The sequence below is a fragment of the Alkaliphilus crotonatoxidans genome, assembly GCF_054658015.1.
Window position 1 is genome coordinate 1402590 of sequence record NZ_BAAHXS010000004.1, and the last position, 12304, is coordinate 1414893.

A 12304-nucleotide genomic window follows, 5' to 3' on the forward strand; every position below is an offset into this window, starting at 1 on the left:
TATGGATTATCAGCTTTGGCTAATTAAAGAAACTGAAATGATAAATCTTACCCCCATGGTGGGGGAAATCAGCTGGGAAAGCCATGTTGACCAACTGGGGCAGCAGCTGACCTTTAATTTTGCAAGGGGAGATACACGATATATTCCGAAGGACCCCTGCCAATTGGGTGATATGGTTTTACTCAAAAAAGGCAAAGAAATCCTTCGGGGCATCATCGTATCCAATCAAATTAATGAAACCCAGCCCCGGCAATATACGGTAATGGATTTTGCCTTCTATCTGAATAAATCAGAGGGGGTCTATCAATTCAATTCCATTGAGGCCTCCCAGGCCATAACGGAAATTTTAAAGGATTACAATATTCCCATAGTCCTTATCCCCCCTATGGGTGCAACCATCAGTAAAATTTATCAGGATATGGTCATCAGCGATATAATCAAAGATATATTGACCACGGCTTCCTATGCAACGGGTCAAAAATATCATATGGAAATGCATGCAAATGGCCTAATCATCTATCCCCAAGTGGAGCTTAAGGTTAAAGGTTATTTCAAATTGGCCTCAAACCTACAGGGCCATGACCTGCAGGCGGCCATTTCATCCCCATCAAGGAGCCAATCGATTGAAGACATCAAGACCAGTATCAAGCTTGTTCATGAAAATCAGGTGGTTGCCCATGTTCAAGACAATAGTCTAATTGAAAAGTATGGATTGCTGCAGCAGGTGGAGGAGATTGATGAGGATGAGCTGCCAAGGGCTAAAAGCATGGCAGAGGAAATGCTAAGGGAGATGGGAAAAATACTGGAAAGTAATTCCGTTACCATGCTGGGGGATGCCGGAATCAGGGCAGGCAGAATTATTGAGATAGAAGAGCCCATAACGGGGATGACAGGAGACTATTTAATTAAAGGCTGTACCCATACAGTAAAAAATGGTATCCATACCATGTCTTTAGATTTGGGGGTGACTCCATGAATGGAATTGTTGAGCTGGCCAAAATTTTAAAGGAGAGGGAAAATGATCGGTTTTCTCCTATACAGACGGGGCGGGTCATTGCCCCTCTGCCAGAAATTAAAATTGCCCTGGGAGATAAAATTATCCTTACTCGACAGCATCTAATATTTTCTGCCCACCTACTAAATAATTATGAAAGACAGTTTAGCTTAAAAGGAGAGCTAACCTTTGCCGGCACCAACAGCTCCTGCAGTGCTTTGGGGCAGCTTACCCTTGCAGCAGGGCTGAAAACAGGGGACGAGGTAATTCTCATGGCTGCAAGGGATCAACAAAGCTATTATGTAATTGATAAGGCGGTGAGGCTATAATGCTACCTAAAATAGGTTATTTAAAAATTGAAGCGGAACAGGAACAGCAGGACTTACCCATGGGGAAGTCTTTTTTGTTTGATTTTCAAAGGGGAGATTTTATCTTAAGGGATGGAAAGCTGGTGGCTGTAGAAAATGAAGCCGCCCTAAGGATATGGATTGAAAAGGTACTTAGAACCGACAAATACAAATATTCCATTTATTCAAGGGAGTATGGAATTTCTTTGGAGGATTTAATCATCGGGCACAATTTGCCCCTGGAATTCATCAAGAGCGAGGTAAAGCGTGAGGTGACAGAAGCCCTTCTGGCCCATCCTCATATTACCGATATTTCAGACTGGCAGCTGGTAAAGAACAGCTCCCAGTTGATTATTTCCTTTAAGGTGAATCATTCCATCGATCAGGAGGTGATTTTTAATGTTTAAGGATAAAACCAAGGAAGCAATACATGAAGCCATGATGAAGGAAATCAGCGACCAATACGATAAAACCCAGGGCAGCTTTATCTATGATGCCACCATGCCCGCTGCCATGGAGCTGGAAGAAATCTATGGAAGCCTGGGGAAGGTGGTAGATAAGCTAAGGCTGGAAAACCTTTCGGGTGAGGAGCTTGAGGCAAGAATTCATCAGGTAACAGGTATCAGTCGAAAGCCAGCCACAAGGGCTACAGGTTTTTTACAGGTCAAGGGTAATGGAACCATTCACCAGGGGGCCCTCTTTGAAACCCAGGGAGGAATTACCTTCGAGGCAGTGGAGTCTGGGGCAATCTCAGGGGTAGGGCTAATCAAAATACAATGCAGCTTGGCCGGCATCATTGGCAACGTGCCTGCCAACCAAATTACCCGTATGCCCGTAACCCTGGGGGGTATTACCGAGGTAAATAACCCTGAGGCGCTGACCGGCGGCTTTGAGGCGGAAACAGATCAGGCCCTTCTGCAGCGATACTATGAGAGAATTAAAACCCCTGCCACAAGCGGCAACAGGGCCCATTACAAAAACTGGGCCAAGGAGGTTCAAGGTGTGGGTGATGCCAGGGTCTTTCCCCTGTGGAAGGGGCCCAATACTGTAAAGGTAGTGATTGTTGATGCCCTGAGGGGGCCGGCCGGTGATGAAATTGTTGAAAGGGTGCAGGAATACATTGACCCGGGGGTCAAGGGACTGGGAGAAGGAGTAGCCCCAATCGGGGCCCTTTGTACGGTGGTCAGTGCCACCCCCAAGACCATTGATATTAGCCTTAGAGTTAATCGTGACAGTGCCTATGCGGCCCAGCAGGTGCTGGAAAATATTACGGAGGGGATACTTCAATACCTTCGGAATGTAACCTTTACAGAGGATTATATTAGCTATGCCATGATCGGCAGTATTATATTACAGGCCGATGGTGTCATTGATTATGCCGATTTAAGGCTAAATAATGACACTGTCAATGTCATCCTCCAGCAGGATGAGGTGGCAGTTTTAGGGGAGGTGAAGCTCGATGAATGGGGGGCTAATTAAAAGACTTCCGATTTTTATGCGAAGCTCCAAAATATATCAAGAGATCTTTACGGGGGAGGAAAACCAGCTTACACTGTTGGAGGCCGATATAGCCGATATTGAAAAACAATTAAATATCGATACAGCCACCTGGGCACTGGCAGTTTACGAAGAGGAGCTTGGAATTAAAACCGAGCTAAACAAACCCCTGGAGGAACGCAGAAGTGTGATTAAATCAAAATGGCGGGGAACAGGGAAGGTAGATGCCAAGCTGATACAAATTGTAGCTGAAGCCTATTCCAACGGCGAGGTGGCCGTAAGCTTCAATGGCAAAATGATAGTGAAATTCATTGGTACCCGGGGAGTTCCCCCCAACATTCAGGATTTAGAAAGGGCCATTGAGGATATTCGCCCGGCCCATTTGCCCTTCCAGTTTAAGTATACCTACTTAGCCTGGAAGGAGCTGGATGCCTATAACCGCACTTGGGATCAATGGGATGCCCTTAATCTAACCTGGAATCAACTAGAAACCTATGGGGAGGCGATATAATGCCAAGTCAGGAAAAAACAAAGCATTTAGGCTTAAACCAATGGCAGGGCAATGAATATGTGAAAAGACAGGATTTTGTTGACGATAATCAGATCATTGACTCTGCCGTTGAAACCATTACAGAAGAAGTAGAAGCAATTCAAAATGAGATTTATTCTCCTCAATACTCAGATCAAAAAACAACCGTGGCATCAGTAATATCAATGGAAAATACTGTCGATGGAAAGTTGAAGTATACCTTGAAGGGGAGGACACTCACGAATTTAGTACAAAATGGGAATTTTAAGGATGGCATTAGTGGGTGGGTACCAGGAGTTTCTACGATATCCGCGACAAATCAAATAATGTCCATTACCGGCTCGGGTACTACGCGTTGGCCCCAAGCGTATACGACGGCATTAAAAGCGCAATTTAAAACCGGTAAAAAGTACTTCATAAGGTTACGAGCAAGAGTAACAAACGCAGACGCGGAGTTCCTGTCACTGATGTTTTATGACTCCTCCGGGTCGCATCATGCCGGGAGAGCAGAAGTTTCATCCCCTGTCGCAAATCAGTGGTATGAGGCTTACGCAATTATAACGACAACTACAGACCAAGGAGCCCCTTCAAGACTTTACTGTAGGCATACCTACCCTGATGCCGCCACAGCAAACGGAAAAGTAATGGAAGTACAAGAAGTCATAGCCCTAGATTTAGACCAATACCCAGACCTCCAAGGCTTGACAGCAGAAGAAATTAACGCACAGATACCTGGCTATATAGACGGTATGCAGAGCGTTGAGAATGTGAAAATGGTTAGTGTGGGGAAGAATTTGTTTGATGGACATTTAGAAATAGGGACGCTCTCCACAACAAATGGTGCTCCTCAATCTCTCTTAACTAATTGTAGAACGAATTTTATTCAAGTGATTCCAGGAATGAACATACGGAATTCTATTGGAAGCGAATATATGCTTAGTGCATTCAGGCTTTACGACAACAAGAAAACGCTTATTACGTCTAGCGGAAACATTACAATTCCAGAAAATATATATTATATTCGGGCTGTTCTACGTAGAATTGACCAGTCCAATCTTACGACGGAAGACATAATAAACATGCAAAACAGCTTTATGATTGAAAATAGTGCTATCCCTACCCCCTACGAACCCTACCAGGAATCTACTATGTTCCTACCCGTACCGCTTCGTCAGCTTCCTAACGGTGTGGCCGACACAATAGATTCAGATGGGAATTATGTTAGACGGACAAATGAGATTATTTTGAAGAATAGCGACATATTCGCCTTAAATACGACTAGCACTAATTTCGACTTTTTGAGAGTCAAAAAACCCACAGACCATACAGGTTATAATGTCACAACACAATTATCAGGCTCGGCTAAAATAGAGAGTTTTAGGACAAAAAACTGGACAGTATTTGATACATCTGAAAATGTGTATATGTTGGCAGGATGGACACTCACGGAGTATTGTATTACTTTCCCTAAGGGCACCTATGCCAACCTAGCAGCAGCACAAGTAGCCCTAGCAGGTACTAAAGTCATCTATGAATTAGAGACCCCAGTAACCTCAAAGGTAAACATACCGCCTTTAATTAGCTTCAAAGACGGTACCCTGATGTTTCAGAATCGAAGGAAACATATTTTACAGGTTGATGATATAGTGGGATTGAGTACTGTTCTCTCAAATGTTGATGTATTGTATTCTCCATTAAGTATATTTAAGAGCTGCAGACCTGTAAGAACAACGCATAACGACAACTATATTTTCGATGTTAAGGGGAAATTACCCTGCTACACAAACCCGGACAGAGTTTCTGAGATAGGAAAATGGTACGTAAATCAAAATGGGAATATGTATTTCATCTTCCCCAAGGGCATCCCCGTAGAACAAGCAAAAGAGCAACTGGCAGGACTGGAAATCGAATACGAAACCATACCCTATCCGTTGCCACAAGTTGGGTACACATACCCCCTTAATTTAGCAGCAGGGCAGCAGGGGAATACAGAAATGATTGCCCAGTTAAACTCGGTTTTTCAAGACCTGGGCGAAGGAGGTGAGTACGGAACAGCCACCTCCGCAGAGGTAATGGAAGGATACACCCTTGGAACAAAAAAAGGATTAGTAACAGGGGAATTGGCCCTAACAGGGGATGCAGCAGCGGCCAATGTTTTAAGTGGAAAAACCTTTTACACTACAAATCCCAAATCAAAGCTAATAGGCACCATGGCCAATCGAGGGGCAGTAACAAATACCATTACGACCCAGGGGGGGCAATATATAATTCCTCAAGGGTATCATAACGGCAGTGGAAAAGTAATGGCAAGTTTTCCGAACCTTATACCAGGTAATGTGAGGCAGGGGGTAAATATTGGTGGGGTTGTGGGGACGTTGCAAGAGGGATATAAAATGGCAACGGGCACAACAAATCTAGTGAATGGGAGCGTGGAGATATCTGGATTACCATTTGAACCAGAATTTGTTTTTGGTAGAACTAATTATTCGCAGGGCCCTAGACCACATATTTTATTTATAGGCACAAGGGATAGTACAAATACTGCTGTAGCATATGAAACACCCTTCCTACAGAAAAATGATGATTTTAGATTTAATTCTTCTCCAGATGATAGGAAAAATAGGAATGCAATGGCACATATGTTTTACTATATTAATAGTGATTGTCTATTCGAAGGGTATACCGATCCTGCTCCAATATTTGGACAAAATAACTTTAAAATAAAAATTACTAGTATTATCAATTATGACATTCCTGTACAATGGTTTGCATTTGGAAAATAAGAAAGGACGATGATAAAATGCTTTACTACGCAAAACTAAACGAAAACCAAATCTGTACCGAAATTATAACCCGAACAGAACTGCTTCCAGCAGGGCTATCGTGCTATGTTAAACTGCCCGAATATAATCAAACCTTCCTGTGGCGAAAATGGGAAGGCGACCAGTGGAGCCAGGAAACCCATGAGCCTGCTGTATCCTTCGAATTGCTCCAGCAAAGAATTCAAGACCTGGAGGAAGAAAACAGCAGCCTGCAAGCAGTTATAGCAGATTTAAGAACACAAAACGAAGAAAACTATACAGCTCTGCAATTGGCCCTGGCTGAAATTGCCGAGCTACTGGCGGGAGGTGAGGCATAATGGTTGCGGTATACGTAAGCCTGATTCAAAAAGGCCTCAGAACCATTGAACAGGTGCCTACCCTTTGGCGTGAACAGGTTCAACGGGAGTTGAAAGAATAGGTTAAAAAATTAACCACCATTGCATTTTCATCCTGAATTGTAATATAATTTAGAAGATAATATATATTTTTACAATAACTGAATAAAAGCCCAGATGAAAATAGCGAGAGATATCTCATATAACGCTGAGATAGCCGAAGAAGCAATATAAAAAGTGCCACCTTTTTATAGAAACTTTCAGGCACCCGTATCGCTATTGGATGGAACTCTGAAGAGTCCGTTCAATCGGCGCCGAAGGAGAAATACAATTATTGTAGAAGCTCTCAGGCCTAAAAACAGAGGGGTATAATGGCATCAATAGTGTGCTGTTATGCCCCTTTTTTGCTGCAAAAAAATTGTCAGGGTACCTTTGATTTTTAGGGGTAGATAAATCTATGTACTAAAAATTCATAATCTAAGGTTCCTGGGAAAAAGCTAACAATAAAGTGTATTCAGGTTTTAAAATTGAAAGGAGGAGGTAAGCCATGTCAGAGCCAAGAAAAACATCCCTATACGATAGCCACAGCAGGTATGGCGGTAAAATGATTGATTTTGCCGGATGGTCACTGCCGGTGGAGTACGAGGGAATTATTCAGGAGCACGAGGCGGTACGAAATGCGGCAGGGTTATTCGATGTTTCCCACATGGGTGAAGTAGAGGTAAAGGGAAAGGATGCCCTGGCCTTTGTACAAAACCTAATAACCAACGATGCCTCGGTTCTGGAAGATAATCAGATCCTTTACAGTCTAATGTGTTATCCCCATGGGGGCATTGTGGACGATTTATTGGTATATAAATTTGCCCACGATCATTTCTTTCTGGTGATCAATGCCAGCAATATTGAAAAGGACTTTCAATGGATGCTCGACCAAGTTGGGGACTATGAGATTGAATTAAAGAATGTGTCTGAAGACTATTCCGAAATGGCCCTGCAGGGTCCCGAGGCCCAGGCGATACTGCAAAAGCTCACCGATACAGATTTATCAGAAATTAAATTCTTCTATTGTAACCGAGATGTCAAAATTCAAGGAGTTAGCTGCCTGGTTTCAAGAACTGGCTATACCGGTGAAGATGGCTTCGAAATTTACTTAAACCATGAAAGTGCCCCCAAAATTTGGGACTTAATCATGGAGGCAGGGAAGGAAAAGGGGATTAAGGCAGCAGGCCTTGGCTCTCGAGATACCCTGCGATTTGAAGCCTCACTGCCCCTCTATGGCAATGAGCTTTCTGAAGAAATTACCCCCCTGGAAGCAGGCCTTGGCTTTTTTGTCAAGCTTGATAAGGCTCAGTTTATTGGAAAGGATGCCCTGGTAAAACAAAAACAAGAAGGTCTGAAAAGAAAAATTGTCGGCTTCGAGCTGCTAGACAAGGGGATTCCTCGTCATGGCTATGAGGTGGTGGTTGACGGAAAAGAGGTGGGCTTTGTCACTACTGGCTATCTGTCCCCAACCTTGAAAAAGCCCGTAGGTCTGGCCATGGTACCCATTGAATACAGTGCCTTAGGTACTCCCCTTGAAATTAAAGTCAGAAAAAGACTGCTGAAGGCCGTAGTAGTCAGTAAAAAATTCTATACCAAAAAATATAAAAAGTAATTTAACTTCAAGTCATTTATTCATATAATTGAAGGTAGCTGGTCAATAAAAAATGAAGGAGGAAGTCAATATGAAAACAGTTGAGGGATTATATTATTCAAAGGATCATGAATGGGTAAAGGTAGAAGGTAACCAGGCCACCATTGGAGTAACCGACTATGCTCAGCACCAATTGGGCGAAATTGTATTCGTAGAGCTGCCAGAGGTGGATGACGAGCTTAATTCCGGAGATTCCTTCGGTGTCATTGAGTCTGTTAAGGCAGCATCGGATGCCTACATGCCGGTAAGCGGCAAGGTTTTAGAGGTAAATGAAGAACTGGTGGGCTCTCCCCAATTGGTTAACGAAGATGCCTTTTCTGCCTGGATGATTGTGGTGGAACTAACCAATGAATCAGAACTGGAAGGATTAATGAGTGCAGAAGATTACCATAAATTCTGTGAAGAACAATAAGGAGGATCAGTATGCACAGGTACATACCCAATACTGAAGCCGATCGAGCCCAAATGCTCGAGGAAATAGGAGTAAAGGCTGTAGAGGAGCTCTTTTGTGATATTCCAGAAGCCCTGCGGATGAAGGGGAGCCTTGATTTGCCTGAGGCCCTTTCAGAAATGGAGCTGTCACAGCACATGAAGCAGCTGGCAGGAAAAAACAAAGGCACTGGTCAAATGGCCACCTTTTTAGGGGCGGGGGCCTACGACCATTACATTCCATCAATTGTCAAGCATTTAGCCATGAGATCAGAGTTCTATACCGCCTACACCCCCTATCAGCCTGAAATCAGCCAGGGAACCCTGCAGGTAATCTTTGAATATCAAACCATGATGAGTCAGCTAACGGGAATGGATGTGGCCAATGCCTCCATGTATGACGGGGGCACCGCCTGTGTTGAAGCTGCCATGATGGCTGTTGAGGCCGCCAGAAAAAGCACCATTGCCGTTTCAGAAACCGTACACCCTGAAATCAGAAAAATATTACATACCTACCTGAAGTTTAGAGAGGTAGAGGTTATAGAAATTCCCATGAAGGATGGCGTCACCGATTCATCGGCCCTGAGGGAGCTGGTGAACAAGGATACGGCAGGGGTGATTATACAAAGCCCCAACTTCTTTGGTGCCATAGAGGATGTAACAGAGGCAGAGGCCTTGATTCATCAGGGGAAGGGCAGCCTGATTATGGTGGTGGACCCCATTTCCCTGGGGATTTTAAAAAGTCCCGGGCAGCTGGGGGCCGACATTGCCGTTGGTGATGCCCAGGCCTTTGGTAATCCCTTGAATTTTGGTGGACCTTATCTGGGATTTTTAGCCGCCAAATCAAAGCTGGTCAGAAAAATGCCCGGCAGAATTGTGGGGCAGTCAGTTGATGTAGATGGAAAACGGGCCTTTGTCCTAACCTTACAGGCCCGGGAGCAGCATATCAGAAGATATAAGGCAACATCAAACATCTGCTCCAATCAAGGGTTAAATGCTTTGATGGCGGCCATTTACCTGACTACCATGGGAAAAAAGGGTCTACGGGAGGTAGCCCTTCAAAGCACACAAAAAGCCCATTATGCCCTGGAGCGAATTACTGAAACAAAGAAATTCAAACCACTTTTCAATCGACCCTTCTTCAAGGAATTTGCCATCACCAGTGATCTGGACAGCCACCATGTCAACGGGGAGCTGTTAAAGGAGCAAATCATCGGCGGTTACCAGCTGGAAAGGGATTACCCGCAGCTGAAAAACGGACTGCTCCTCTGTGTCACTGAAAAACGCACCCGGGCTGAAATTGACCGCCTGGCAGCCCTGATGGAGGTGATCAAATGAAGGCATACAATAAACTCATCTTTGAACTGTCAAAGGAAGGAAGACGAGCCTATTCCCTGCCCCAAAACGATGTAGAGGCAAGGGAGCTGAAGGAGCTGATTCCAGGTAATTATTTGGCAGAAGAAGAGCTGAATTTACCCGAGGTCAGTGAGGTGGATGTGGTTCGGCACTTCACCAATCTATCAAATAAAAACTATGGGGTAGATACGGGCTTTTATCCTTTGGGCTCCTGCACCATGAAATACAACCCCAAAATTAACGAGGATGCCGCTGTCCTGGAGGGTTTCAGCAGCCTTCACCCCTATCAGCCCCAGGAAACGGTTCAAGGGGCCCTGGAATTGATGTACAGCCTTGATGAAATGCTTTCTGAAATTGCAGGTATGGCCAGGGTATCGCTACAGCCTGCTGCTGGAGCCCACGGGGAACTGGCGGGGCTGATGATTATTAAGGCCTATCATGAAAATCGGGGTGATTTGAAGCGGAAAAAAATCATCGTTCCCGATTCCGCCCATGGCACAAACCCATCCAGTGCGGCGGTGGCTGGCTTTGATATTATTGAAATTGAATCCGACGAAATGGGTGCCGTGAATTTAGATGCCCTAAAAGCAGCCCTAAGTGATGAGGTGGCAGGCCTAATGCTGACCAACCCCAGCACCCTGGGATTATTTGAAAGCAATATTAAGGAAATAGCCGATTTAGTCCATGAAGCCGGGGGCCTGTTATATTATGATGGCGCCAATATGAATGCCATTATGGGAATTTCACGGCCTGGTGATATGGGCTTTGACGTCATTCATTTTAACCTTCATAAAACCTTTTCCACCCCCCATGGCGGCGGTGGACCGGGCAGCGGCCCCGTTGGGGTAAGGGAGGATCTAGTACCCTTCCTGCCGGTTCCTGTGGTTGAAAAACAGGGAGACACCTTTGTACTGGACTATGATCGCCCCCTTTCCATCGGAAAGATCAAAAATTTCTATGGTAACTTTGGTGTAATGGTCAGGGCCTATGCCTATATTCGATCCATGGGGCCCCAGGGCCTGAGGGAGGTCAGCGAAACGGCAGTCCTCAATGCCAATTATATGATGAGTCGCTTAAAGGATCATTATTACCTCCCCATACAGCAGGTGTGCAAGCATGAATTTGTATTGGGAGGCTTGGATAAAAACGAGAAAGAAATTACAACCTTAGATATCGCCAAACGATTACTGGATTATGGCTATCATCCGCCGACAATCTACTTCCCCTTGATTGTCAACCAGGCCATTATGATTGAGCCAACCGAGACCGAAAGCCTTGAGACCCTTGACGGCTTTATCGAAACCATGATTAAAATTGCTGAGGAAGCCAGGGAAAATCCGCAAATCCTTAAGGAGGCTCCCTATCATACCCCTGTCAGGCGGATTGATGAGGCAAAGGCCGCCAGGGAATTGGTGTTGAAGTGGAGTCAGGAATAAAAATATAAACATGGGTGGTGAGGATATGTATTTAATCGACGGAAAAGCAGCAGCCAAAAAAATTAGAGCAGAGCTGGAACAGCAGGTAAAGAACCTAAAAAATGAAAAGGGAACTGTACCGGGCCTAGCCGTTATTATTGTAGGAGAAGACCCCGCTTCAAAGGTGTATGTCAGTAAAAAGCACAAGGCCTGCCTTGAGCTGGGAATCCACTCAGAGGTCTATGAGATGCCGGCAGTTACCACCGAGGAAGAGCTATTACAAAAAATTGAAGTTTTAAATCAAAAGGCCGATATCCATGGAATTCTTGTGCAACTGCCTTTGCCTGGGCACATTAATGAAAAGCTGGTTATCGAAAAAATTGACCCGAAAAAGGATGTAGATGGCTTCCATCCCATTAATGCAGGAAAGCTATCGGTGGGAGAGGAAACCATGCTGCCCTGTACCCCCCACGGAATTATAAAGCTATTGGATTTAGAGGGAATAGAAATCGAAGGGAAGCATGCTGTGATCATAGGCAGGAGCAATATTGTGGGTAAACCTGCTGCCAGTCTATTGCTGCAAAGAAACGCTACAGTCACCATCTGTCATTCCCGAACCAAAAACCTTAAGGAAATGACCCGCCAAGCAGATATTCTGGTGGCGGCCCTAGGGAAACCCAACTTTGTCACAGCCGATATGGTCAAACCGGGAGCTGTGGTAATAGATGTCGGAGTAAACCGTCTGGAGGGCAAGCTGGTGGGGGATGTTGATTTTGAACAGGTAAAGGAAATTGCAGGGGCCATTACCCCCGTTCCCGGTGGAGTAGGACCCATGACCATTACCATGCTGCTTTACAATACCGTGATGGCTGCTAAAAAAATATAAG

Annotated in this window: 13 protein-coding genes and 2 riboswitches; all 13 genes read left to right on the top strand. The window is 44.7% G+C overall.

All coding sequences use genetic code 11. The features are described from left to right. Position 1: 1 nt before the first annotated feature. The 13 genes from ACYQ1I_RS09280 (at position 2) to folD (ending at position 12303) form a co-directional block, all read left to right on the top strand. Positions 2–976, top strand: a complete 975-nt coding sequence (locus ACYQ1I_RS09280; RefSeq protein ID WP_459764567.1) for an XkdQ/YqbQ family protein — start codon at positions 2–4, stop codon at positions 974–976. Next, complete coding sequence (locus ACYQ1I_RS09285; protein ID WP_459764568.1) at positions 973–1323, top strand: DUF2577 domain-containing protein; 351 nt, start codon at positions 973–975, stop codon at positions 1321–1323. The genes ACYQ1I_RS09280 and ACYQ1I_RS09285 overlap by 4 nt, the downstream gene beginning before the upstream one ends. Beyond that, on the top strand, positions 1323–1748 hold the full coding sequence (locus ACYQ1I_RS09290) for a DUF2634 domain-containing protein (RefSeq protein ID WP_459764570.1): 426 nt from the start codon (positions 1323–1325) through the stop codon (positions 1746–1748). Before ACYQ1I_RS09285 ends, ACYQ1I_RS09290 begins: the two co-directional genes overlap by 1 nt. Next, a complete protein-coding gene (locus tag ACYQ1I_RS09295) occupies positions 1741–2820 on the top strand; it encodes a baseplate J/gp47 family protein (protein WP_459764572.1) in 1080 nt (359 codons plus the stop codon). Before ACYQ1I_RS09290 ends, ACYQ1I_RS09295 begins: the two co-directional genes overlap by 8 nt. Continuing rightward, positions 2801–3349: a putative phage tail protein gene (locus ACYQ1I_RS09300; RefSeq protein ID WP_459764574.1), complete on the top strand. Its 549-nt coding sequence runs from the start codon at positions 2801–2803 to the stop codon at positions 3347–3349. Before ACYQ1I_RS09295 ends, ACYQ1I_RS09300 begins: the two co-directional genes overlap by 20 nt. After that, positions 3349–6150 (top strand): hypothetical protein, encoded by a 2802-nt coding sequence (locus tag ACYQ1I_RS09305; protein WP_459764576.1) that lies wholly within the window; start codon positions 3349–3351, stop codon positions 6148–6150. Before ACYQ1I_RS09300 ends, ACYQ1I_RS09305 begins: the two co-directional genes overlap by 1 nt. Before the next feature lie 17 nt (positions 6151–6167). After that, positions 6168–6506: a hypothetical protein gene (locus ACYQ1I_RS09310; RefSeq protein ID WP_459764578.1), complete on the top strand. Its 339-nt coding sequence runs from the start codon at positions 6168–6170 to the stop codon at positions 6504–6506. Then, on the top strand, positions 6506–6607 hold the full coding sequence (locus ACYQ1I_RS09315; protein WP_459764580.1) for a CD1375 family protein: 102 nt from the start codon (positions 6506–6508) through the stop codon (positions 6605–6607). Before ACYQ1I_RS09310 ends, ACYQ1I_RS09315 begins: the two co-directional genes overlap by 1 nt. Positions 6608–6701: 94 nt before the next feature. Continuing rightward, positions 6702–6810, top strand: a riboswitch (glycine riboswitch). 3 nt (positions 6811–6813) lie between these two features. Next, a riboswitch (glycine riboswitch) is annotated at positions 6814–6888 on the top strand. A gap of 183 nt (positions 6889–7071) precedes the next feature. Then, the gene (gene gcvT, locus ACYQ1I_RS09320; protein WP_459764582.1) at positions 7072–8178 is read left to right on the top strand and encodes a glycine cleavage system aminomethyltransferase GcvT; all 1107 of its coding nucleotides are present in this window, start codon (positions 7072–7074) and stop codon (positions 8176–8178) included. A gap of 70 nt (positions 8179–8248) precedes the next feature. Continuing rightward, positions 8249–8629 carry a glycine cleavage system protein GcvH gene (gcvH, locus tag ACYQ1I_RS09325; protein WP_459764584.1) on the top strand — a complete coding sequence of 127 codons (381 nt, stop codon included), beginning with the start codon at positions 8249–8251 and terminating at the stop codon, positions 8627–8629. Positions 8630–8640: 11 nt separating this feature from the next. Next, complete coding sequence (gcvPA, locus tag ACYQ1I_RS09330; RefSeq protein WP_459764586.1) at positions 8641–9984, top strand: aminomethyl-transferring glycine dehydrogenase subunit GcvPA; 1344 nt, start codon at positions 8641–8643, stop codon at positions 9982–9984. Beyond that, the gene (gene gcvPB, locus ACYQ1I_RS09335) at positions 9981–11438 is read left to right on the top strand and encodes an aminomethyl-transferring glycine dehydrogenase subunit GcvPB (protein ID WP_459764588.1); all 1458 of its coding nucleotides are present in this window, start codon (positions 9981–9983) and stop codon (positions 11436–11438) included. The genes gcvPA and gcvPB overlap by 4 nt, the downstream gene beginning before the upstream one ends. 25 nt (positions 11439–11463) lie before the next feature. Beyond that, a complete protein-coding gene (gene folD / locus ACYQ1I_RS09340) occupies positions 11464–12303 on the top strand; it encodes a bifunctional methylenetetrahydrofolate dehydrogenase/methenyltetrahydrofolate cyclohydrolase FolD (RefSeq protein ID WP_459764590.1) in 840 nt (279 codons plus the stop codon). Position 12304: the final 1 nt, after the last annotated feature.